Raw genomic sequence first — 22,531 nt, forward strand, 5'->3', positions numbered from 1 at the left:
GCGGGAGCGCGCCGGCACTGTCCGGGGGGTGGGGGGAAGTGGCCAGGCGCGAGCGCGTCGTGAGGATGTCGGTCGAGCAGCCGCTGTGGAGTGCGCTGAGGGCGTACCGCATCCTGACGATGCTGTACGCCGTGCTGCTCTCCGTCTTCGGCCGGGAGAAGTACGACCGGCCGTGGGTGGCCGTCGCCTTCCTGGCGGTGATGGTGGTCTGGACGCTCGCCACCCTTCCGAAGGTCTCGGGCGCCGTCGCCTGCACCAAGCGCTTCCTCGGCGCCGATCTGACCGTCGCCCTGGCGGGGATACTGCTCACCCCGCTCGCCGACTTCGAGGCCCAGCAGGTCGACGGCCCGACGCTGTCGTCGATCTGGACCGCGGGCTCCGTGCTGGCCTTCGCGATCAAGGGCGGCTGGCGCTGGGCGGCCTTCGCCTCCACCTTCGTCGCCCTCGCCAACATCGTCGAGCGCGGCCATCCCAGCCGGGACACCTTCCACAACGTGCTGCTGGTCTGGGTCGCCTCCATCGCGATCGGGTACGTCGTGGAGGTCGCCAGGGCCAGTGAGCGCACTCTCGCCCGCGCCCTGGAGATCGAGGCCGCCACCCGCGAGCGGGAACGGCTGGCCCGGGACATCCACGACAGCGTGCTCCAGGTCCTCGCGATGGTGCAGCGCCGCGGCACCGCGCTCGGCGGGGAGGCGGCCGAACTGGGCCGGATGGCCGGGGAACAGGAGGTCGCCCTGCGCACCCTGGTCTCCAGCGGGCTCGTGCCCACCACCCGGGTCTCCGAGGACGCGGCCGAGGGCGCCGTGGTCCGCAGCGTCGAGGTCGACGACGAACCGTCCGACCGGGCCGACCGCGATCTGCGCTCCCTGCTGGCCCCGCACGCCGGCTCCCGGGTCAGCTTCGCGGAGCCGGGCGCTCCGGTGCTGCTGGCCCCGGTGGCCGCGAGAGAGCTGGCGGCCGCTGTCAGTGCCGCCCTGGACAATGTCAGGGTCCACGCGGGGGAGAACGCCCAGGCATGGATCCTGGTCGAGGACTGGCCGGACGAGGTGATCGTGACGGTCCGGGACGACGGCCCCGGAATCCCGGAGGGGCGCCTCGCCCAGGCCGAGGGGGAGGGGCGGATGGGGGTGGCTCTGTCGATCCGGGGCAGGCTGCGTGACCTGGGCGGCACGGCGGAGTTGGTCTCGGTGCCCGGCCAGGGCACCGAAGTCGAGTTGAAGGTTCCGAAGGTTTCACGGGGGAAGGCGGGATCAGCGAGATGAGCACGGAGAACACCCAGGTCACGAAGGAGCGGGCGATCAGGGTGATGGTGGTGGACGACCACCCGATGTGGCGCGACGCCGTCGCCCGCGACCTTTCCGAGTCGGGCTTCGACGTGGTGGCGACCGCCGGTGACGGACCGCAGGCGGTCCGCAGGGCGAAGGCCGTCACTCCCGACGTCCTCGTGCTCGACCTCAATCTGCCCGGCATGCCCGGCGTCCAGGTCTGCAAGGAGCTCGTCGGATCCCATCCGGGGCTGCGGGTGCTGGTGCTCTCCGCGAGCGGTGAGCACGCAGACGTACTGGAAGCGGTCAAGTCGGGCGCCACCGGCTATCTGCTCAAGTCGGCCAGCACCCAGGAGCTGACCGAGGCCGTGCGCTCCACCGCCGTCGGCGATCCCGTCTTCACCCCTGGCCTGGCCGGACTGGTCCTCGGCGAATACCGCAGGCTCGCCTCCGACCCCGCGCCCGTCGCCTCCGACGAGCCCAAGGCCCCGCAGCTCACCGAGCGCGAGACCGAGGTGCTGCGGCTGGTCGCCAAGGGCCTCTCGTACAAGCAGATCGCCGAGCGGCTGGTCATCTCGCACCGCACCGTGCAGAACCACGTCCAGAACACCCTGGGCAAACTCCAGCTGCACAACCGCGTGGAGCTCGTGCGGTACGCGATCGAGCGCGGCCTCGACGACGCCTGAGAGGCTGTCGGGCGACCTCTGCTCGGGCGGCCAAGGCCGCCCGACAGCCTCTGAGCACCCCGGAGCCGGCCGCCGGCCGCCCCGTTCGGCCGAGCGGCGCGGCAGCGGCACGGGCCGTATATTCGCGCTGACCGGCCCATGCCCCAAATCCGCCGGTCCGTGCGACAAACGGGAGAAGTCGTGGAAATCCTGGCATTCGGTGTGCAGTCCGACGAGAAGCCGCTGATCGAGAAGGCCTTCGCCGGGCAGCACGAGGTCCGTTGTCTGGACGTCTTCCTCAACAAGGACACCGCCCCCATCGCGGCGGGCTACGAGATCATCTCCACCAGCGTCAACGCCGATCTGGGCAGCAGCGTCCTGCAGACCCTGGCGGCGGGCGGCACGCAGATGATCGCCCAGCGCTCCACCGGCTTCAACAACATCGACCTCGATGTCGCCGAGCGCCTCGCCCTGCGGGTCGCCCGGGTCTCCTCCTACTCGCCGTACTCGGTCGCCGAATTCGCCTGGACCCTCGCGATGGCCGTCAACCGCCGGATCATCCGCGCCGCGAGCCGCACCCGCGACTTCGACTTCCGGCTCGACGGACTGCTCGGCCGGGACATGCGCGGCCGCACGGCGGGCGTGATCGGCACCGGCAGGATCGGCGAGGCCTTCACCCGTATCGCCCATGGCTTCGGCATGGAGCTGCTCGGCTGGGACGTCGCACAGAACCCCGCCTGCACCGCGCTCGGCATGAAGTACGTGGAGAAGGAACAACTGCTCGCCGAGTCCGACCTGATCAGCCTGCACGTCCCGCTGCTGCCCTCGACCCACCACATCATCGGCAGGGAAGCCCTGGCCCGGATGAAGGACGACGTGATCCTGGTCAACTCCAGCCGCGGCGGACTCATCGACACCACCGCGCTCGTCGCCGAACTGCGCGCGGGCCGCTTCCTGGGCGTCGGACTCGATGTGTACGAGGCGGAGGCCGGGCTCTTCTTCCTCGACAAGTCGCTGGAGGGCATCGACGACGACACCCTGGCCCGCCTCGTCACCTTCCCGAACGTCATCGTCACCTCGCACCAGGCGTACTACACCGAGGACGCGGTGAAGCAGATCATCGACACCACCGTGCAGAACGTCGCCGACTACCTGGTCGGCCGGCGCAGCGAGAACGTCCTGGTACCGGCGCTCCCGGCGAGCTGAGACCCCGGAGCGCCCCGGGGTCCCGTCCGCATCCTCAGCCGGCCACCGGCAGCCCCGCCAGCAGCTCGGCCACGATCGCCGCACCGCGCAGCGTCAGCACCGATTCCGGGTGGAACTGCACCGAGGCGAAGCCCGGCCCGCGCAGCGCGTGCAGCTCACCGGTCGCCGCGTCCACGCTCGCCTCGACCCCGTGCGCCGCGAGCTCGGTGACCACCGCCTCGTCGGCGCGCGCGGTGAAGCTGTTGTAGAAGCCCACCGTCTCCGGCCGCCCGAACAGCTCGATCCGGGTCTGCGCGCCCTGGTACGGCACGGCCTTGCGGACGATCTCCAGCCCCAGCTCCACCGCGATCAGCTCATGGCCGAGGCAGACCCCGAGCAGGCCGTACCGGTGATCACGGACCAGCTCCGCGGCCAGCCCGCGCAGCAGCCGCATCTTAGGATCGGCGATGTCGCCCGGATTCCCCGGCCCGGGACCCAGCACGACGGGACCCTCGTGCGCCCGCACCAGCTCGCGCAGCCCCGGCTCGTCGTAGCGGCACACCGACACCTCCAGGCCCGAGGAGCGCAGCAGATGCGCCAGCATCGCGGTGAAGGTGTCCTCCCCGTCGATCACCAGCGCCCGCCCGGACAGCTCCTGGGTGCGCTCCTGCATCCGCAGCCAGAACGGTGCGAGACCGTCCCGCCGGGCATCCAGTGCCGCCTGCACCCGGGGGTCGCCCGCCAGCCGGGGCCGGGCCGCCTCGTCCCGCGGCCGGCCGGGCCGCACCCCGAGCGCGGTGAGCACGCCGGCCGCCTTCGCATGGGTCTCGGCGACCTCGCCGTCCGGATCGGAGTGGCGTACGAGAGTCGCCCCGACCGGCACCCGGAGCTCTCCGTCGGCCGAGATGTCGGCGGTACGGATCAGGATCGGTGAGTCCAGGGTCTGCGCCCCGCCCGGCTCCTGCCGCAACAACGCCAGGGCCCCCGCGTAGTAGCCGCGCCCGCCCGGCTCGTACCGCTCGATGACCCGGCAGGCGTTCTGCACCGGAGAGCCGGTGACTGTCGCCGCGAACATGGTCTCCTTCAGCACCTCCCGCACATCCAGCGAGGAGCGCCCGCGCAGCTCGTACTCCGTGTGGGCGAGATGGGCCATCTCCTTGAGCCGCGGCCCGATCACCACCCCGCCCATGTCGCCGACGGTGCACATCATCTTCAGCTCCTCGTCGACCACCATGGAGAGCTCCTCGGTCTCCTTGCGGTCGGCGAGGAAGGCCAGCAGACCCTCTGCGGTCGGGCCCTCGGCGGGATAGCGGTACGTCCCGCTGATCGGGTTCATCACGACGGTCCCGCCGGACATCCGCACATGCACCTCGGGACTGGCGCCGACCAGCACCCTGGCCCCCGTGTGCACGACGAAGGTCCAGTACGCGCCACGCTCGCCGGCCAGCAGCCGCCGGAAGAGGGCCAGTGAGTCGTCCCGGCCGAAGCCCGGGATCTCTCCCCGGAAGGTCCGCCGGACGACGAAGTTCGCGCCCTCGCCCTGCCCGATCTCGTCCTCCACGACCCGCCGCACGATCCCGGCGTACTCCTCGTCCCCGACGTCGAACGCGCCGCCCTCGACCCGCACGTCATGGACCGGCAGCTGGTCCAGCACCTCGGCGAGCGGCAACTCGTACGTCTCGTCCGCGACCAGCACGGACAGCGGTGTCCCGTCGTCGCGCACGTCGAAACCGCGCTCGGCGATCTGCCGGAACGGCACCAGGGCGAGCGAGGGCAGCTCACCGACGGGGAGTCCGGCGAGCCGGTCCACCTCCCGCACCCGGCCGATCAGCACCTCGACGATGTCCTGGTCGCGGCCGGGGGTGCGCCTGCGCAGCAGCGCGAACGGCGGGCAGTCCTCGCTCAGGAGGCGCCGGACGACGGTGGCGGTGCGGTGGGGCATGGGGGTGTTCCTTCCGGATGGAGGAACGGCTCCCGAAAACACGGAAAAGGCCGCCCCTCGGGCGGCCTTCGCGTGTCTGTCGCGCGCGATCGATCAGTGGGCCGCCGGATGAGCGGTCCACCACCAGTTCTGGTTTGTCTGCGCGAACATGTTCCGAACCCTAGCGGACGCCGATGCCGTCCGAGCGCGTGTCTCAACTATTGAGCTTACGGATGGGCCCGCCGCCGGAACCCGTAGTGTTGGGGTTGTGACCGTGAACGCCAATACCTCCGTCGCCGGTGGCAACACCTGGCGAGACCTTCCCGCGGCGCAGCAGCCCGAGTACCCCGATGCCGAGGCTCTGCGCGATGTACTCGCGGACCTCGCGTCGTATCCGCCCCTCGTGTTCGCGGGCGAGTGCGACCAGCTGCGCGCCCGCATGGGAGCCGTCGCCAAGGGCGAGGCGTTCCTGCTGCAGGGCGGTGACTGCGCCGAGGCCTTCGACGCCGTGTCGGCCGACCACATCCGGGCCAAGCTGAAGACGCTGCTTCAGATGAGTGCCGTCCTGACGTACGCGGCCTCCGTACCCGTCGTCAAGGTGGGCCGGATCGCCGGCCAGTACTCCAAGCCCCGCTCCAAGCCGACCGAGACCCGCGACGGCGTCACCCTGCCGACCTACCGCGGCGACTCCGTCAACGGCTTCGCCTTCACCGAGAAGGACCGTGTCCCGGACCCGGAGCGGCTGAAGCAGATGTACCACGCGTCCGCTTCGACGCTGAACCTGGTCCGTGCCTTCACCACCGGCGGTTACGCCGACCTGCGCCAGGTGCACGCCTGGAACCAGGACTTCGTGAAGTCGTCCCCCTCCGGGCAGCGCTACGAGGCGCTCGCCCGCGAGATCGACAACGCGCTGAACTTCATGAAGGCGTGCGGCACGGACCCGGCCGAGTTCAAGGCGGTCGAGTTCTACTCCTCGCACGAGGGCCTGCTGCTGGACTACGAGTCGGCGCTGACCCGCACCGACTCGCGCACCGGCGAGCTGTACGACACTTCCGGCCACATGGTCTGGATCGGTGAGCGCACCCGCCAGATGGACGGCGCGCACATCGAGTTCGCCTCGAAGATCCGTAACCCCATCGGCATCAAGCTCGGCCCGACGACCACCGCCGACGAGGCGCTCGCCTACGTCGAACGTCTCGACCCCGAGCGCGAGCCCGGCCGGCTGACCTTCATCGTCCGCATGGGCGCCGACAAGGTCCGGGACAAGCTCCCGGCCCTGGTCGAGAAGGTCACCGCCGCCGGGGCCACCGTGGCGTGGGTGACCGACCCGATGCACGGCAACACCTTCGAGGCCGCCTCCGGCCACAAGACCCGTCGCTTCGACGACGTCCTGGACGAGGTCAAGGGCTTCTTCGAGGTGCACAAGGCCCTCGGTACGCACCCGGGCGGCATCCACGTCGAGCTCACCGGTGACGACGTCACCGAGTGCGTCGGCGGCGGACACGAGATCTTCGTGGACGATCTGCATCAGCGCTACGAAACGGCCTGCGACCCGCGGCTCAACCGCAGTCAGTCGCTCGACCTGGCGTTCCTGGTCGCCGAGATGTACCGGGACCAGTAGGGATCACCGCAGGTGGCGCGCGTACGACTGTGGGGCACGGATCGATGTGATCCGTGCCCCACAGGGCGTTCGGGGGCTTTCAACGCCTTCCGCGCCGGGTAAGGTTAGGTTAGCCTCACCGGTAGACGGGGTGGCAGTGAACGATCGATCCCGCCGGGAGGTGAACCGCGTGTACGTCTGCTCTTGCTTCGGCATCACGGAGAAGCAGGTCAAGGAGCATGCGGACGCCGGGGCCTGCACGCCCAGGCAGATAGCCTCCGCATGCAAGGCGGGCACCGACTGCGGCGGCTGCGTCCGGGCCATCCAGGCCGTGCTCGGCCGCGGCACCTGTCCGCGCCGCGAACTGCTCGACCGGAAGCGGACGCCCGCCACCGCCGCCGACACCACAGCGGAGGCCGCGTCCGGGACCGGCCCGGGCATCGCTCCTCCCGGTATCGCCCCGGGCGTGGCTCCGGGAATCCCGCTCTCCGACGCGGCCTGACCGTTCCCGCCCGGTCGTGGCCTAGCTGTCCGGCTGCTCGATCTGCTGGGCGATGTAGAGCGGCTCGCCGAGCTTCTCGACCAGTTCCAGCTGGGTGTCGAGATAGTCGATGTGGTGCTCCTCGTCGGCCAGGATCGACTCGAAGATGTTCGCGGACGTGATGTCGCCCTTGCCGCGCATCAGCTCGATCCCGCGCTTGAGGCGGTCGATCGCCTCCACCTCGATCTGGCGGTCCGCCTGGAACATCTCGGTGACGGTCTGGCCCACCCGCACATGGAACAGCCGCTGGTAGTTGGGGAGTCCTTCGAGGAAGAGGATGCGGTCCGTGAGGATCTCGGCGTGCTTCATCTCGTCGAACGACTCGGAGCGGGTGTACTTCGCGAGCTTCGTCCAGCCGAAGTTGTCCTGCATCTTCGCATGCAGGAAGTACTGGTTGATGGCAGTCAATTCGGCGGTCAGCTGCTCGTTCAGGAACTCAAGGACCTCGGGGTCGCCCTGCATCGCAGAGGCTCCTTCCAACCGGTGAACTGGGCAAGTTGGCCGCATCCTGTCATCGCACCCGATGGCCGTCCAGTAAGTACAGGCTTACTCTGAGTTGTCCGAATTCTCCCTGCCCTGGTCGGGACCATACCTGCCTGTCTGTCACCATGGAGTCATGGGTCAGCCGGAAAGCCGGGAACACCGCGCGTCAGAGCAGTCCGAGCTTCCGCCAGGACAGCGACTCCAGCGTGGTTGGCCGGTTACCCACTACGGGCCCGTTCCCAAGTTCAAGCCCGACCGCTGGGAATTCCGGGTCTTCGGGGCCACTGCGGACGGCGAGAAGCACTGCTGGAACCACCAGGAGTTCTCGGTACTGCCGTTCACCTCGATCGTCGCCGACCTGCACTGCGTCACGAAATTCAGCATGATCGGTGCCGAATGGGGCGGGGTCCTGGCCCGTACGGTCCTGGAGTTGGCGCCGCCCGCGCCGAACGTCACCCATGTGATGGTCTGGGCCGAGTACGGGTTCAGCTCCAATCTGAGGCTCTCCGACTTCGCCTCGGACCGAACACTTTTCGCCACTCACAAGGGCGGCGAACTGCTCACCGCCGAGCACGGTTTCCCGCTCCGCCTCGTCGTGCCGCACCTCTACGCCTGGAAGGGGCCCAAGTGGGTCCGGGGCGTCGAGTACATGACGGCCGACCGCCGCGGCTTCTGGGAGGAGCGCGGCTATCACAACATCGGTGATCCATGGAGCGAGCAGCGCTACTCCTACCAGGAAGAGCCCGGGGACGGCCCCGAGCTCTGACCTGACGGCTCCCGGGCCGCTCCGGCCCGTTCCTCAGTGGTGGTACCGGTGCACCATCGCGTGCCCCTTGCCCCGGCCGATCATCCACTTGTTGACCGGTGTGGTGGCGACGAAGGCGACGGCGAGCGAGAGCCCGAGCGAGCCCCAGAACAGCGTGTCGGAGAGGGTGGCGTCCATGGCACCCGGCGACAGGGCGATCACTCCGTTGTCGATCAGCTCCATCACCGCGATGGACAGGGTGTCGGCGGCGAAGGCGACCCGCAGGGCGGTGCCGAAGCCGACGCCCGCCTTCAGGATGGAGCGCAGGGTCAGCGTGTAGCCGAAGAAGAAGGCCAGGGCGATGGCGAGCACCATCGTGGACATGTTTCCCCAGCCGAGTGCCGTGCCGATCACCATGCCGAGGATCTCGCCGATGGCGCAGCCGGTGAGGCAGTGCAGCGTGGCCCGTGCGGCCATGGCTCAGCCCACCTTGCCGGGCTGATGGCCGGCGTGCCCGAAGTGTCCGGCGTTGGTGTCGCCGCCGGCGTGGGTGGAGTGGTCCGCGTGACTCATGTGGCTCACACGGTCGGCGTGGCCCGAGTGGTCCGCATGACCCACGTGGTCCCCGTGGCTCTTCTGGTCCGCGTGGTCCGCGTGGTGGCTGTGCTGCCCGTGGTGCGTGTCGTGCTGCATGGCGATCCCCCAATGCCGAGTGGCGATTCCTGCCGGCAGCAAGAACGTATACCCCTACGGGGTATTCCTCAATGAGGAATCAGTTGTCGCGCAGCCCCTTCAGCCGGGCTACGTCCGCCGCGTGGCCCTCCTTGCCGCCCGGCGTTTCGATGATCAGCGGTACGCCCGCGGTCGCCGGATGCGAGAAGAGGTCACGGAACGGTCCCTCGCCGATGTGTCCGGCGCCGATGTTCTCGTGCCGGTCCTTGTGGGCTCCCACCACGTCCTTGGAGTCATTGGCGTGGATCAGTTTCAGCCGGCCCTCGCCGACCGTCGCCACCAGCAGGTCCAGGGTCTGCCGCATGCCCGCCGGGCCGGTCAGATCGTGGCCCGCCGCGTAGATGTGACAGGTGTCGAGACAGACGCCGAGCCTGGGGTGGGCGTCGAGCGCGTCGAAGTACGGGCCGAAGTCCCAGGTCCGCGAGCAGAGCGAGGCCCCCTGCCCGGCGGTCGACTCCAGCAGCAGGTACGGGTCGTCGTCGTGGGTCAGCTCGTCCAGGAGCGGCCGCAGGTGTGTGCGTACCTGCGCCAGGGCCTGCTCGCGCGGCCGGCCGCCGGTCGCCGAGCCGGTGTGCACCACGACGCCCAGGGCGCCGATCTCGCGGGCCCGGCGCAGCGAGTGGCGCAGCGACTCCACGGACTTCTCGACCGTCGCCCCGGTGTGCGATCCGAAGTTGATCAGATACGGGGCGTGGACGTACGCCGGTATGGATGCGGCGGCGCACTCGGCGCGGAACTGCTCGTCCTGGGCCGGGTTGCCGACGGGCGTCGCCCAGCCGCGCGGGTTGGCGACGAAGACCTGGACGGCCTCCGCCCCCATCTCGCGGGCGTAGGGCAGGCCGACCCTGGCGAGGCCGCCGGCCACCGGAACATGGCCGCCGACTGGGTTGCGCATGTGGATCTAGAGTCCCTTGGTCTTGATGGTGATGGTGCTGCCCTCGGGGGCCTGCTTGCCGCCCTCGACGGACTGGCTCGCGATGGTGTCGCTGAAGGACAGGAACGGGCGGTCGACCTTGACCTCGAAGCCCGCGTCCTCCAGCTCGCCGGTGGCCTCGTCGACGTCCTTGCCGGTGACGTCCGGGACGTCGATCATGCGCGGTCCCTTGGAGACCGTGAGCGTGATGGTGTCGCCCTCGGCAGCCTGGCTGCCCTCGCCCAGCGACTGATGGGCGATGTCGCCGGCGACCTCGGGGGAGTTGACCCGGTCGGGCAGCACCTCGGCCTTCAGCCCCTCCTCGTCCAGCGCGGCGGTGGCGTCCTCGACGGACAGCCCGGTGACATCGGGCACATCGACCGGAGCGCCCTTGTTGACGACCAGGGCGACCGCGGAGCCCGAGTGACGCTCGGCACCCGCCGCGGGGTCCGTACGGATCACCTCGCCCCGTGCCGTCTCCTCGCTGAACTCCTTGGTGACCATGCCGGGCACCAGGCCAGCCTCCTTCAAATCACGCTTGGCGTCGGCGAGCGCGAGGCCTTGGACATCGGGCACCTCCACGATCTCGGGGCCCCGCGAGACGACGAGCGTCACCTCGGCATTGCGCCTGACACGGGCGCCTGACTCCGGGTCGCTGCTGATGACCTTGCCGCGCTCCACGGTGTCGCTGTAGGACCGCTTGACGCCCTTGAGCTCCAGACCGGCGTCCGCCAGTCGCTTCCCCGCGTTCTTCTCGGTCTGGCCGAGCAGCGAGGGCACCCGGGTGAACTGTCCGGAGTTGATGTACCAGACACCGGTGCCGATCCCCAGCGCCAGCAGCACGGCGACGACCACGGTGATGACGGAGCGCCCGGGCCCGCGGCGGCTCCGGTCCGGCCCCGCGGTCCGCGGCGGCTCGGGCGGGGGCATCTCCAGCCGGCTGGTGTGGTGCGAGACGCCCTGGCCGTCCGGAAGCAGCCGCGGGATCACGCTGGTGCGGTCCTCGGTGGCGTCGTGCGTCTCGGCGGTGGCCTGCGGCGGTACGGCGTCCAGCTGGGCGTCGGTGAGGCCGGAGCGGGCCTCACGGGTCTCGGCGAGCAGCGCCACCGCGTCGAACGGGCGGGCCTCGGGGTCACGGGCGGTGGCGCTCGCCACCAGGCCGTCGAGCGCGGCCGGGAGCCCCGGGACGGCGGCCGACGGCGGCGGGACGGCCTCGTTGAGGTGCTGGTAGATGACCTGGGCGGGGGTGTCGCCGCCGTGCGGCTTGGATCCGGTCAGCATCTCGTACAGGACGACGCCGCAGGCGTACACATCGGTGCGGGTGTCCGCCGTGCCGTTCTCTATCTGCTCGGGAGCGAGATAGGAGACCGTGCCCAGGACGGACCCGGTGGTGTTGGTGACGGTGCCCACCGCGCGTACGAGTCCGAAGTCGGCGACCTTGACCCGGCCGTCGTCCCCTATCAGGACGTTCTCCGGCTTCATGTCGCGGTGCACGAAGCCCGCCCGGTGCGCCGCGCCCAGGGCGGCGAGGACCGGCTCCAGGATGTCCAGGGCGGCCCTCGGCTGGAGCGCGCCGCGATCGCGCAGCACGTCGCGCAGGGTGCAGCCCGCGACGTACTCCATCGCCAGGTAGACGTACTGCCCCTGGGCGCCCTGGTCGAACACCGCGACCACGTTGGGGTGCGCGAGCCGGGCCACGGACTTGGCCTCCCGGATGAAGCGCTCGACGAACGAGGCGTCGGTCGCCAGCGCCGGGTGCATCACCTTGAGGGCGAGCACCCGGTCCAGCCGGGTGTCCACGGCCCGGTAGACCGTGGCCATGCCGCCCACGGCGATGCGGGCATCGACGCGGTAGCGGCCGTCGAGCAGCTGCCCGACAAGAGGGTCCTGGAGGGTCGTATCCACGCAGGCGAGTCTACGAGCCGCCACGGACACGGCCCACGGGCCGGGGCACCCCCGGGGCCGTACTGCAGCCGAGCCGTGACAGGGACATGTGCTCCACGCCGTACCGGCGGCTCAGAAGGCCGGGCGCTCCGGGTCCAGCACCGCGCGCCCCTCCACCGGCGAGGACGCCTCGGCGAAGTGGCGGCGCGGAATCCGGCCGGCCCGGTACGCCAGCCGCCCGCCCTCCACCGCGTGACGCATCGCCGAGGCCATCAGCTCGGGCTCCTGGGCCCGGGTCACCGCGGACGCCAGCATCACCGCCGAGCACCCCAGCTCCATCGCGAGCGCCGCGTCGGAGGCCGTTCCGGCGCCCGCGTCGAGGATCACCGGCACCCGCGCCTGCTCGACGATCAGCCGGAAGTTGTGCGGATTGCGGATGCCGAGCCCGGAGCCGATGGGGGAGCCGAGCGGCATGACCGCCGCGCATCCCACGTCCTGGAGCCTGCGGGCCAGCACCGGATCGTCATTGGTGTACGGCAGCACGGTGAAGCCGTCGTCCACCAGGATCTCCGCGGCGTCCAGCAGCTCGACCGGGTCGGGCAGCAGGGTCCGCTCGTCGGCCACCACCTCCAGCTTGATCCAGTCGGTGCCGAGGGCCTCGCGGGCCAGCCGGGCGGTCAGCACGGCCTCGCCCGCGGTGAAGCAGCCCGCCGTGTTCGGCAGCACACGGATGGAGAGCCGTTCGAGGACGGAGAGCACCGAGCCCTGCACGGTCGGATCGAGGCGGCGCATCGCGACGGTGGTCAGCTCGGTGCCGGAGGCGGTCAGGGAGCGTTCCAGCACGTCGAGGCCGGCCGCCCCGCCGGTCCCCATGATCAGCCGGGAGCCGAAGGTGGCGTCACCGAGGGCGAAGAGGTCGTCCGGCATGATTCAGCCTCCCTGGACCGCGGTCAGGACCTCGACGCGGTCGCCGTCGCGGAGTGCGGCGGCGGACCACTGGCCGCGCGGCACGACGGTCTCGTTGACGGCGGCCGCGACGCCGGAGCGCGCGGTGGTCAGGGTGGTGACCAGGACATCCAGGGTGGTGTCCGCGGCGAGGAGCCGGACCTCGCCGTTCACGGACACCGACACGGGCGGGGGCGCGGGCTCGGAGGGGGATGCGGGCTCGGTCATGCGGGCTGCTCCTGACGTACGGAGACGGCGGGGGACGGGAAGCGGTGCGGGGTGAAGGGGCGGGCCGGCTCGGGCGGCTCGCCGCCGGTGAGGAGCTCGGCCATGACGTCACCGGTGATGGGCGTGAGCAGCACCCCGTTGCGGTGGTGGCCGGTGGCGAGGTGGAGGCCGGGCAGGGCGGTGGGGCCGAGCAGCGGGGCGTTGTCGGGGGAGGCGGGGCGCAGGCCGGCCAGGGTCTCGGTGAGCGGCAGCTCGGTGATGCCGGGCACCAGTTCGTGGGCGTCGCGCAGCAGCTCGTAGACGCCGCCCGCGGTGACGGTGGTGTCCCAGCCCATCTCCTCGCTGGTGGCGCCGACGACGAGTTCGCCGTTCTCGCGCGGCACCAGATAGACATGGCTGCCCCGGACCAGGGCCCGTACCGTCCGGCTCAGGAACGGTGCGTACGGCGCCGGCACGGTCAGCCGCAGCACCTGGCCCTTCACCGGCCGGACCGGCGGCACGACCTCGTCCGGCACTCCTGCCAGCCGGCCGCTGAGGCTGCCCGCGGCGAGCACGACCTGGTCGGCCGCGAGCTCCGTACCCCCGGCGAGCACCGCTCCGGCGGCCCGGTCGCCCACCACGCTCAGGCGTTCCACCCAGCCGCGGTGGAAGAGCACTCCGGCCCGCTCGCAGGCGGTCAGCAGGGCGGCGGCCAGTCGGCGCGGATCGATCTGGTGGTCGCCGTCGACCCGCAGACCGCCCCGGACTCCCGGCGCGAGCATCGGCTCCAGACGGCGGCACTCACGTCCGGTGAGCCACTGCGACTCCAGTCCCGAACGCCGCTGCAGGGCGTGCAGGTCCCGTAGATGGGCCCGGTCGTCGGCATCCAGCGCGACGGCCAGGGTGCCGCAGGCGCGGAAGCCGGTCTCCTGCCCGCTCGCCTCCTCCAGCTCGGCCGCGAAGGCCGGATAGCGGGCGGCGGAGGCGAGATTGAGGCCCAGCAGCAGCTGTTCGCCGTAGTGGAGTTCGGTGACGGCGGCCAGCATGCCGGCCGCCACCCGGGCGGCCCCGGTACCCGGTTCGGGATCGGCGACCGCGGTGCGCAGTCCGCGTTGCGCGGCCCGCCAGGCGGTCACCAGGCCGATGATCCCGCCCCCGACGACCAGGACATCGGATCCGTTTCCGTTCCGAGAAGAACGCATGGGCTTCCAGCCCCTCCCTTCGCCGGCATGACCCGGATCAGGTTCGTACGGTCGGAGGCCGCCCAGCCTCCCTCTCAGCCCGGTGCGTCCGGGCTCCCGCGAGTGCTTTACGTTGGCCACCCTAAACCCCGCCCCTCCGGCCCAGTAAGGGAGCAGCCGCCGTGGCCCGTTCGCTCGACGGACTCGTCCTGTCACCGGTGGCCGACCAGGCGCCCGGCCAGGTCGGTACCGGTACCCGCTTCACGTACCACGAGGAGGACGGCCGGATCTGGGCCGAGTACGCGGGCGGCGACGTGGTGCGCGGCCACCTCGTCGGAACCCGGACCGGCGACGTGCTCGACTTCCGGTACGTCCAGCTGAAGCAGGACGGAACGACAGCATCCGGCCACTGTGTCTCCACCGTCGTCGACCTCGCGGACGGCCGGGTCCGGCTGGACGAGCGCTGGGAGTGGGAGTCGCAGGCGGGCAGCGGGACGAGCACGGTCGAGGAACTCGCTCTTTCCTGACGATCTGTCAGGTGCTTAAGGTGTACGGGTGAGCGAGCAGCAGCAGTCAGAGCAGCCGGACCGGCGCCCAGCACGCCGCGTCGTCATCGTCGGAGCGGGCATGGCCGGGGTGCAGACCGCGGTCGCCCTGCGGGAAAAGGGCTTCGCCGGCCCGGTGACCCTGATCGGCGCCGAGCCGCATCAGCCCTACGACCGGCCCCCGCTGTCCAAGGCGGTGCTGCTCGGCAAGGCCGAGGACTCCGCCTTCGACATCGACTTCGAGGCGCTGGAGATCGATCTGCAACTGGGCCGCGAGGTCACCGGCGTGCGCCCCGCGGCGCATGAACTGGACACCCCGTCGGGCCCCGTCCCCTACGACGTCCTGGTGATCGCGACCGGTGCCCAGCCCGTCGTGCTGCCCGGGGCCGAGGGTGTTACCGGCGTCCATCTGCTGCGCACCCTCGACGACGCGGCACGGCTGCGTCCGGTCCTCGACGAGCAGCACGGTGTCGTGGTCGTCGGCGCGGGCTGGATCGGTGCCGAGTTCGCCACCGCGGCCCGCGCCGCGGGCTGCGCGGTCACCGTCGTCGAGGCCGCCGACCGGCCCCTCGCGGGCGCGATGCCCGCGGAGGTCGCCGCCCCGATGGCCGCCTGGTACGCGGAGATCGGCGCCGAACTCCTCACCGGTGCCCGGGTCGACCGCGTCGAGCCGGGCCGGGTGGTCCTCGCGGACGGCCGTACGGTCCCGGCCGGAGCGGTGGTCGTCGGAATCGGCGCCCGGCCCGCCACCGGCTGGCTGGCCGGCTCCGGCATCGAGCTCGGCCCCGACGGCTCGGTGACCGCCGACGGCGCGCTGCGCACCTCGCTGCCCGATGTGTACGCGGTCGGCGACTGCGCCTCCTTCCCCTCCGCCCGGTACGGCGAACGCCTGCTCGTCCACCACTGGGACAACGCGCTCCAGGGCCCGCGCACCGCCGCCGCCAACATCATCGCGGCGCTCGCCGGTGACGGCGCGGAGCCGGTGGCCTACGACCCCGTGCCGTACTTCTGGTCCGAGCAGTTCGACCGCTTCGTGCAGTACGCGGGCCACCACGGGAGCGCCGACACCCTGCTGTGGCGCGGCGATCCTGCCGAGCCCGCCTGGTCGGTGTGCTGGCTGCGCGACGGCGTGCTGGTCGCGGTGCTCGCCGTCGGCCGGCCGCGCGATCTGGCGCAGGGGCGCAGGCTCATCGAGGCGGGGGCGCGGCTCGATCCGGCGCGGGCCGCCGACCCCTCCGTACCCCTGAAGTCGGCGGTCCGGCAGTAGCGCGTGACCCCGCGCACGGCTGGTCTCCGGCGGCCGCCGGAGCCACCGCCGGGCCCCTGACGTGGTCCGCGGGGCCCTGAAGGGCTGAGTCCGGGTATCGGCTGTCGGTGCGGGATGGCAGGCTTGTACTCGTGACCGAGATTGACGCAAAGACCGATGCTCTCGTCCCCGCCTGGCTCCACCTGCCCGACATCGCCGAGATGCTCGATGTCGAGGTGACGCGCGTGCGGCAGCTGGTCAAGGAAGGCCAGCTGATCGCCGTACGGCGTGGTGAGAACCGGACGCTCCAGGTGCCTGCCGCCTTCATCGACGGCGACAAGGTGGTCAAGGGCCTCTCCGGCACCCTGACACTCCTGAAGGACGACGGCTACAACGACGAAGAGATGCTGGAGTGGCTCTTCACCCCCGACCCGACCCTGCCGGGCACCCCCGCCCAGGCACTGAGCGAGAATCGCGGCACGGAGGTGAAGCGCCGCGCCCAGGCGCTCGCCGTCTGACCGCCGGCCGCAGATGAGAGGGACGGGCCGCGCGACACCGCGCGGCCCGCGCCCCCGCACCGTCCGGCGCCGACCGCCCCACGACGCTCTCCCAGGGGGAACCGCACCATGTCCACGTCTCGCGCGCTGCTGTCCGATGCCCGGCTCTATCTGTGCACGGACGCGCGCAGGCGCCAGGGCGACCTCCCCGCGTTCCTCGACGCCGTCCTCGCCTCCGGGGTGGACATCGTCCAGCTCCGCGACAAGGGCATGGAGGCGGCCGAGGAGCTCGACCACCTGGCCGTCCTCGCCGACGCGTGCCGGCGCCACGGCAAGCTACTCGCGGTGAACGACCGGGCCGATGTCGCCCATGCCATCGGCTCCGACGTGCTCCACCTCGGCCAGGGCGACCTGCCGGTGCGCGCCGCCCGCGCCGTGCTCGGCGACGACGTGCTGATCGGCCGCTCCACCCACGCCCGGCCCGAGGTCGACGCGGCCGTCGCCGAGCGCGGCGTGGACTACTTCTGCACCGGCCCCTGCTGGCCCACCCCGACCAAGCCCGGACGGCACGCCCCCGGCCTGGACCTGGTGAGGTACGCCGCCTCTCTCGACCAGGCGCGCCCCTGGTTCGCCATCGGCGGGATCGACGCCGGCAATCTCGACGAGGTGCTGGACGCCGGAGCCCGCCGAGTCGTCGTCGTACGGGCGATCACCGAGGCCGCCGACCCGGCCGCCGCCGCCGCCGAGCTGGCCGGAAGGATCCGGGCACGCACCGCGGTGTGATCCGGCCAAGTGTCCGAAGGGTGGACAAACTACCAGTCAATTCGGGCAATTCGCGCTGGTCCGGTCCTTCGGCCGTCGCGCTCTGGTTAACCTGCCCGTATGGCCCTTGGCACACCATCCACCAGGACAGATCACGCGCGTACGGTGCGTGAGCTTCTCGCGACCGGCAAGACCTCGTACTCGTTCGAGTTCTGGGCACCCAAGACCGAGAAGGGCGAGCGGAACCTCTGGAACGCGCTGCGCCGGGTCGAGGCGGTGCGGCCGAGCTTCGTCTCCGTGACCTACGGGGCCGGTGGTTCCACCCGGGCCGGGACGGTGAAGGCCACCGAGCGGATCGCGGCCGATTCCACCCTCACTCCGGTCGCCCACCTCACGGCGGTCAACCACTCCGTCGCCGAGCTGCGCAACATGGTCGGGCAGTACGCGGACGCCGGGATCCGGAACATCCTCGCCGTACGCGGAGACCCGCCGGGCGACCCGATGGGCGAGTGGGTCAAGCACCCGCAGGGCGTGCGGTACGCGGCCGATCTCGTCCGGCTCATCAAGGAATCCGGCGATTTCTGTGTCGGCGTCGCAGCATTTCCCGAGATGCACCCGCGCTCGACCGACTGGGACACCGACATCCGGCATTTCGTGGACAAGTGCCGCGCCGGTGCCGACTATGCGATCACCCAGATGTTCTTCGATCCGGAGGACTATTTGCGTATGCGTGACCGCGTGGTCGCTGCGGGTTGCGAAACCCCGATCATCCCCGAGGTCATGCCGCTGACCAGCGTCAAACAGCTGGACAGATTTGCGCAGCTCAGCAACGCGTCTTTCCCCTCGTCCCTGAAAGAACGCATCCTCGCCGCCAAGGACGATCCCGCCGCTGTACGCTCCATTGGAATCGACTTCGCAACGCAGTTCTGCGCGAGGCTGCGATCCGAGGGTGTGCCCGGACTGCACTTCATCACGCTCAACAACTCGACGGCGACGCTCGAAATCTACGAGAATCTCGGACTGCACAAGCAGTCGTGACCGGCCGTATCCGCCGCGACCCGGGGCGGTGGCCGTAGGAGGGGGCGGGCATGGGCTGGACGGTCCTCTACATCGCGTTCGGAATAGTCGCGCTGTGGCTGCTCGGCGAGGTGCTCCTGCAGTACAAGGCGCGCCTTCGCTGGCGTCTGCTCGCCTTCGGCGGCTTCGGCTGCGTGGTCCTCGGCGTGCTGATTCCGTCGGTGCTCGTCATCGTCCTCGGCACGATCGCCTTCGCCACCGGCCAGACCTACGTCACGCTCTCCTTCCGGCGCGGCTTCTCCACCGGCTGGGCCATAGGGGGCAAGCCCGGTGCGAGCCGCCGTCGCCGGGGCGGCGGTGAGCGGGAGGGCCGCGGGCCCACGCTCCAGGTGTCGGACCTGGAGATGGCGCCGCACGACGAGCAGACCCCGCAGCGCGCGGACACCGAGGCTCCGGCGACCGCGGTCTACGAACCCGAGCCGATGCCGGACGACACCGGCCAGTACGGCGTCTACTCCGATCATCACCGCGCACAGCAGGAACCGGGCCACGGGGGACAGCCGCAGCACGCCGCGTACGACCCGTACGCCGCGCCCGCCTCCGCCGCGTACGGGGTGCAGGGCCAGGAACAGTACGCCGGTCATGACCCGCTCACGGGGCCGTACGACTACGGCACCGAGCGGCAGCAGTACGCCGCGTACTCCGATCCGTACATCGGGAGCGGCACCACCGGCGGTCCCGCTCAGTACGACACGTACGACAGCTTCGGCAACGGCTTCGACAGCTTCGGCGGCCGACAGGAGTACGACGCCGACCCGTACGCCCAGCAGTACGCCTCCGAGACGCCGCCGGGCGGTGTCTGGGTGCCTCAGCAGCGCGAGGGCGAGCAGTACCCCGTCGCCCCGCCGGAGCCGCCCACGCGGCCCGCCCCGTACCCGAACGGCTACAACAACGGCAACGGCTACGACGAGCAGCAGTACCGCTACTGACGAGGGGCGGACGGCCGGGCCCGGCCGCCGGCTCTCCCGGTCACTGGGAGCCCCGGAAGCCGTCGCCCTCGACGATGAGCCCGGCGACCAGCGCCCCCGACATGCCCGCGTGGGCCAGCCCGCCGCCCGGGTGCGACCAGCCGCCCGCCGCGTAGAGCCCCGGCAGCCGGGTGCGGTTGCCCGGGTGCAGAAGCGCGCCGCCCGCACCGGCCAGCGCGGGCGCGGGCACCGAACCGCCCTCGGCGCCGGTGTCGGCAGCCGTCTCGACCGGTGTCCGCACCTCGGCCCGGAGCATCCGCTCCCGTATCCCGGGCACGGCCGCGGCCGCCGCCTCGATCAGCGCATCGGCGCACCGCTCGCGCACTGCCGGGTCCGTCCAGTCCACCGCTCCGTGCGGGGCGACCGTCGCCATCAGCGTCACCGCCTCGTGCGCGTCGTCGGGGCGGGTCGAGGGGTCGTCCGGGCGCAGCACCGTCACCGTGGGGCGCTCGGCGAGCCTTCCGGCGAACACCGCCTCGCGCTCCGCCGTGCCGTCCTGCGGATGCACCAGCGTCCGGTGCACGGCATCGGCGGGCCGGGCGCCGCGCAACGAGAGCAGAACCAGGAAGCGTCCCGGCACCACCCCTTGCCCGGGCCGGGGCTGCACCGCCACGTCGCCGCCCTGCCACAGCTCCTGACCGGGCACCAGCTCCGGCCGCGGCCGGGCTCCCAGCACCACATGGCCGGCCTCGGCGACCGTGCCGTCCATGAGCTCGACGCCCGCCGCCCGGCCGTCCTTCTCGACGACCCGGGCCACCTCGGCGCCGAAGACGAACTCCACCTTCCGGTCCAGGCACCGCTCGTACACCGCCTGCGCCAGGGCCCGCATCCCACCGGAGACGTACCAGCTGCCGAACGTCTCCTCCATGTACGGCAGCAGCGCCGCGGCCGCCGGGGCGCGCAGCGGATCGAGCCCGTACGACAGGGCGTATCCGTCGAGGAGCGCGGCCAGCCGGGGGTCCGCCAGCTCCCACGCGCCGACCTCCGCGACCGTGCCCGCCTGGCGGGCGGAGCGCAGCAGGCGGCGCCGGCGGAGCGCCGGATACGGATCACGGCCCAGCACCTGCCAGTCGGAGCGCAGCGGCTCCTCCAGCAGCGGGCGCCGGGACCGGTCCCAGGCATCGCGCGCCCGGTCCAGGAACTCGCCCCAGGCCGCGCCCGCACCGCCGCCGAGCGCGCCGTCCAGCGCGGAGACGACTCCGGCCCGTGAGGCGTTCGGCAGCGAGACCGCCGTGCCGTCGGCGAACAGATGACGGCTCGCGGGATCGACCTGCGTCATGGTGACGCACCGCTCCAGCGGCTCCTTGCCGGTCTTCACGAACAAGTCGCGGTAGACGGCGGGCAGATGCAGCAGCGCCGGACCGGTGTCGAAGGCGAAGCCCTCATGGGCATACCGGCCGACCGAACCGCCGAAGGTCTCCGACCGCTCGTACACCGTCACCCGGTGGCCTGCCACGGCGAGCCGGGCGGCCGCCGCCATCGCGCCCATCCCGGAGCCGATCACCGCAATACGTGCCATGTCAGTGACCCTAGCGGCCACCACCGACAGTCACTCCGCCGGCCAGTGCGAACCCGCCCCGGCCAGGCGTTTCTCCTCCCGCCGCTGAGCCCTGCGGCGCAGATAGCGACGGATTCTGGAGGCCAGGAAGGCCACTACGACGATGCCCAGCACCAGCAGCGTCCCCGCGATGACGGCGGCCACCACCGGATGGAATATCGCGAAGGTGACGATCCCGGCGACACCCAGGTCCTCCGCGATGCTCACCACGACATTGCTGAACGGTTCGGGGGAGGAGTTGACCGCCATTCTGGTGCCCGCCTTCACCAGATGGCTCATCAGCGCGGTGGAACCGCCCACCGCCGCGGCAGCGAGCTGCGGCAGCGAGCCGCTCTCGCCGGCCAGCAGCGCGGCCACGACGGCACCGGCGATCGGCCTGACGACGGTGTGCACCGAGTCCCAGACCGAGTCCACGTAGGGGATCTTGTCGGCCACCACCTCGCACAGGAAGAGCACGCCGGCCACGACGAGGACATCGGTGCGTTGCAGCGACGCGGGCACCTCGTCGGTCAGGCCGGTCGCACCGAAGACACCGAGCAGCAGAACCACCGCGTAGGCGTTGATCCCGCTCGCCCAGCCGCTTGTGAACACCAGGGGAAGTACGGACACGGACGCGATCGTAACCAGATGGAGCAACGCCCGGGGCCGGGTCGGGTGCGCAGCTCTGAGTATCCGTACCTAGGCGACGAGATGAGTAGGTGCGCGGATGAGCTTCCACTTGCGCTGACGGGAGAGTGGAACGCACGGAGAGGGGCGCGGCTCCGCACCGCCGGCACGGGGCGGCGGAACGGTCGCGGCGCTCCCTCCGGATCGGGGGAGCACAACGGAGAGCCCGGGGACCACGGGGGAACGAGGGTCACGGGGGAAGGCTCTCCGGCAGTACGGAAGACGCCGGTCCGGCGCGGCTCGGGGGGATCGAGCCTCACCGGACCGGCGTTTTTCTGCGCTGCCGGGCTCTGGTCCGGGACGGTCAGCGCCCGCTGACCCGCCCGTGCAGGAGCAGCGAGAGCGCCGAGTGCACATCGTCGATCGAACGCTCGGGCTGGAACGCCTGCCAGTCCAGGGCGGCCACCAGCACCATGCCGACGAGCGCGGCAGCCGTCAGCGGGATGTCGATCTCCTCGCTGAGCTCACCGTTGCCCACACCCTCGCGCAGCACCTCCTCGACCACCGCGACGGCCTCCTGACGCACCACCAGGAGGGTTCCCTGCCATGCCCGGTTGGTGCGCCACAGCTCCGCCACGTACAGCTGGGTGAAGGCCGGATAGCGGTCGATGAAGACCAGACCGGCCCGGATCATCGCGTCCAGGGCCTCGACCCGGGTGCCGCCGCGCTCGCCGGTCTCCTCGGCCGCGGTGCGCAGCGAGGCCGTGAGCAGGCCGACGCCGTGGCGCAGCAGCTCCTCGAAGAGCTCGGTCTTGCTCTTGAAGTTGTAGTAGACCGTGCCCTTGGCGACGCCGGCGCGCTCGGCGATCTCGTCCACCGTGGTCGCCGAGAAGCCCTTCTCGGCGATGAGGGTCACGGCCGCTTCGTAGAGCCTCTGCCGGGTGGCCCGGCGACGCGTGGTGCTACTGCTTTCCATGTCCCCGATTCTCACAGGTTCCGGCGTGC

General features: G+C 71.3%; 25 protein-coding genes and 1 riboswitch. Of the genes, 12 read left to right on the forward strand and 13 right to left on the reverse strand.

Annotation, left to right across the window (positions count from 1 at the left end; all coding sequences use genetic code 11):
- Positions 1-38 precede the first annotated feature (38 nt).
- The 3 genes from macS (at position 39) to IE107_RS03075 (ending at position 3,136) form a co-directional block, all read left to right on the forward strand.
- Positions 39-1,262: a MacS family sensor histidine kinase gene (gene macS / locus IE107_RS03065; RefSeq protein ID WP_189540746.1), complete on the forward strand. Its 1,224-nt coding sequence runs from the start codon at positions 39-41 to the stop codon at positions 1,260-1,262.
- On the forward strand, positions 1,259-1,951 hold the full coding sequence (locus IE107_RS03070; protein WP_189540748.1) for a response regulator: 693 nt from the start codon (positions 1,259-1,261) through the stop codon (positions 1,949-1,951). The genes macS and IE107_RS03070 overlap by 4 nt, the downstream gene beginning before the upstream one ends.
- 180 nt (positions 1,952-2,131) lie before the next feature.
- Positions 2,132-3,136 (forward strand): 2-hydroxyacid dehydrogenase, encoded by a 1,005-nt coding sequence (locus tag IE107_RS03075; RefSeq protein ID WP_189540750.1) that lies wholly within the window; start codon positions 2,132-2,134, stop codon positions 3,134-3,136.
- 34 nt (positions 3,137-3,170) lie between these two features.
- Here IE107_RS03075 and IE107_RS03080 read toward each other — a convergent pair whose 3' ends face one another.
- On the reverse strand, positions 3,171-5,057 hold the full coding sequence (locus tag IE107_RS03080) for an anthranilate synthase family protein (RefSeq protein WP_189540752.1): 1,887 nt from the start codon (positions 5,055-5,057) through the stop codon (positions 3,171-3,173).
- A gap of 93 nt (positions 5,058-5,150) precedes the next feature.
- The gene (locus tag IE107_RS36045; protein WP_107408160.1) at positions 5,151-5,207 is read right to left on the reverse strand and encodes a trp operon leader peptide; all 57 of its coding nucleotides are present in this window, start codon (positions 5,205-5,207) and stop codon (positions 5,151-5,153) included.
- Between the two features lie 103 nt (positions 5,208-5,310).
- On the opposite strand from IE107_RS36045, the gene IE107_RS03090 reads away from it, so the two are divergent.
- Positions 5,311-6,657 (forward strand): class II 3-deoxy-7-phosphoheptulonate synthase, encoded by a 1,347-nt coding sequence (locus IE107_RS03090; RefSeq protein ID WP_189540757.1) that lies wholly within the window; start codon positions 5,311-5,313, stop codon positions 6,655-6,657.
- Between the two features lie 169 nt (positions 6,658-6,826).
- Positions 6,827-7,138, forward strand: a complete 312-nt coding sequence (locus tag IE107_RS03095; RefSeq protein ID WP_189540759.1) for a (2Fe-2S)-binding protein — start codon at positions 6,827-6,829, stop codon at positions 7,136-7,138.
- Between the two features lie 21 nt (positions 7,139-7,159).
- Here the strand turns inward: IE107_RS03095 and bfr are convergent, their stop codons facing one another.
- On the reverse strand, positions 7,160-7,639 hold the full coding sequence (gene bfr / locus IE107_RS03100) for a bacterioferritin (RefSeq protein ID WP_189540762.1): 480 nt from the start codon (positions 7,637-7,639) through the stop codon (positions 7,160-7,162).
- A gap of 154 nt (positions 7,640-7,793) precedes the next feature.
- Here bfr and IE107_RS03105 point away from each other — a divergent pair, with 154 nt between their 5' ends.
- Positions 7,794-8,426 carry a sulfite oxidase-like oxidoreductase gene (locus IE107_RS03105; protein ID WP_189540764.1) on the forward strand — a complete coding sequence of 211 codons (633 nt, stop codon included), beginning with the start codon at positions 7,794-7,796 and terminating at the stop codon, positions 8,424-8,426.
- A 33-nt stretch (positions 8,427-8,459) separates the two neighbouring features.
- On the opposite strand, the gene IE107_RS03110 is transcribed toward IE107_RS03105, so the two are convergent.
- From IE107_RS03110 to thiO, 7 genes are all read right to left on the reverse strand, one after another.
- Positions 8,460-8,882, reverse strand: coding sequence for a DUF4396 domain-containing protein (locus IE107_RS03110; RefSeq protein WP_189540765.1), 423 nt, complete (start codon positions 8,880-8,882; stop codon positions 8,460-8,462).
- A 3-nt stretch (positions 8,883-8,885) separates the two neighbouring features.
- Positions 8,886-9,098 (reverse strand): hypothetical protein, encoded by a 213-nt coding sequence (locus tag IE107_RS03115; RefSeq protein WP_189540768.1) that lies wholly within the window; start codon positions 9,096-9,098, stop codon positions 8,886-8,888.
- A gap of 79 nt (positions 9,099-9,177) precedes the next feature.
- On the reverse strand, positions 9,178-10,032 hold the full coding sequence (locus IE107_RS03120) for a deoxyribonuclease IV (protein WP_189540770.1): 855 nt from the start codon (positions 10,030-10,032) through the stop codon (positions 9,178-9,180).
- Between the two features lie 6 nt (positions 10,033-10,038).
- The gene (pknB, locus tag IE107_RS03125) at positions 10,039-11,955 is read right to left on the reverse strand and encodes a Stk1 family PASTA domain-containing Ser/Thr kinase (RefSeq protein WP_189540772.1); all 1,917 of its coding nucleotides are present in this window, start codon (positions 11,953-11,955) and stop codon (positions 10,039-10,041) included.
- 111 nt (positions 11,956-12,066) lie between these two features.
- Entirely contained in the window at positions 12,067-12,861 is a 795-nt protein-coding gene (locus IE107_RS03130; protein WP_189540774.1) for a thiazole synthase, read from the reverse strand.
- A 3-nt stretch (positions 12,862-12,864) separates the two neighbouring features.
- Positions 12,865-13,107 carry a sulfur carrier protein ThiS gene (thiS, locus tag IE107_RS03135; RefSeq protein ID WP_189540776.1) on the reverse strand — a complete coding sequence of 81 codons (243 nt, stop codon included), beginning with the start codon at positions 13,105-13,107 and terminating at the stop codon, positions 12,865-12,867.
- Entirely contained in the window at positions 13,104-14,288 is a 1,185-nt protein-coding gene (gene thiO / locus IE107_RS03140; RefSeq protein WP_189540778.1) for a glycine oxidase ThiO, read from the reverse strand. Before thiO ends, thiS begins: the two co-directional genes overlap by 4 nt.
- Positions 14,286-14,398, reverse strand: a riboswitch (TPP riboswitch). Its footprint overlaps the gene before it by 3 nt.
- Before the next feature lie 51 nt (positions 14,399-14,449).
- On the opposite strand from thiO, the gene IE107_RS03145 reads away from it, so the two are divergent.
- The 6 genes from IE107_RS03145 to IE107_RS03170 all read left to right on the forward strand — a co-directional run bounded on the left by IE107_RS03145 (position 14,450) and on the right by IE107_RS03170 (position 19,323).
- Positions 14,450-14,794 carry an avidin-fold protein gene (locus IE107_RS03145; RefSeq protein ID WP_189540779.1) on the forward strand — a complete coding sequence of 115 codons (345 nt, stop codon included), beginning with the start codon at positions 14,450-14,452 and terminating at the stop codon, positions 14,792-14,794.
- Positions 14,795-14,822: 28 nt separating this feature from the next.
- The gene (locus tag IE107_RS03150) at positions 14,823-16,079 is read left to right on the forward strand and encodes an NAD(P)/FAD-dependent oxidoreductase (protein ID WP_189540781.1); all 1,257 of its coding nucleotides are present in this window, start codon (positions 14,823-14,825) and stop codon (positions 16,077-16,079) included.
- A 131-nt stretch (positions 16,080-16,210) separates the two neighbouring features.
- Positions 16,211-16,576 carry an Rv2175c family DNA-binding protein gene (locus IE107_RS03155; protein WP_189540783.1) on the forward strand — a complete coding sequence of 122 codons (366 nt, stop codon included), beginning with the start codon at positions 16,211-16,213 and terminating at the stop codon, positions 16,574-16,576.
- 108 nt (positions 16,577-16,684) lie between these two features.
- Complete coding sequence (gene thiE, locus IE107_RS03160) at positions 16,685-17,338, forward strand: thiamine phosphate synthase (RefSeq protein WP_189540784.1); 654 nt, start codon at positions 16,685-16,687, stop codon at positions 17,336-17,338.
- A gap of 99 nt (positions 17,339-17,437) precedes the next feature.
- Positions 17,438-18,355, forward strand: coding sequence for a methylenetetrahydrofolate reductase [NAD(P)H] (gene metF / locus IE107_RS03165; protein WP_189540786.1), 918 nt, complete (start codon positions 17,438-17,440; stop codon positions 18,353-18,355).
- A gap of 50 nt (positions 18,356-18,405) precedes the next feature.
- The gene (locus IE107_RS03170; protein ID WP_189540788.1) at positions 18,406-19,323 is read left to right on the forward strand and encodes a hypothetical protein; all 918 of its coding nucleotides are present in this window, start codon (positions 18,406-18,408) and stop codon (positions 19,321-19,323) included.
- Between the two features lie 40 nt (positions 19,324-19,363).
- Here IE107_RS03170 and IE107_RS03175 read toward each other — a convergent pair whose 3' ends face one another.
- The 3 genes from IE107_RS03175 to IE107_RS03185 form a co-directional block, all read right to left on the reverse strand.
- Positions 19,364-20,881: a phytoene desaturase family protein gene (locus IE107_RS03175; protein WP_189540790.1), complete on the reverse strand. Its 1,518-nt coding sequence runs from the start codon at positions 20,879-20,881 to the stop codon at positions 19,364-19,366.
- 30 nt (positions 20,882-20,911) lie between these two features.
- Complete coding sequence (locus IE107_RS03180; RefSeq protein WP_189540792.1) at positions 20,912-21,529, reverse strand: DUF4126 domain-containing protein; 618 nt, start codon at positions 21,527-21,529, stop codon at positions 20,912-20,914.
- Positions 21,530-21,890: 361 nt separating this feature from the next.
- On the reverse strand, positions 21,891-22,502 hold the full coding sequence (locus IE107_RS03185) for a TetR/AcrR family transcriptional regulator (protein WP_189540794.1): 612 nt from the start codon (positions 22,500-22,502) through the stop codon (positions 21,891-21,893).
- Between the last annotated feature and the right edge of the window lie 29 nt (positions 22,503-22,531).

It is taken from the genome of Streptomyces gelaticus, assembly GCF_014649535.1.
Taxonomy (GTDB): domain Bacteria; phylum Actinomycetota; class Actinomycetes; order Streptomycetales; family Streptomycetaceae; genus Streptomyces; species Streptomyces gelaticus.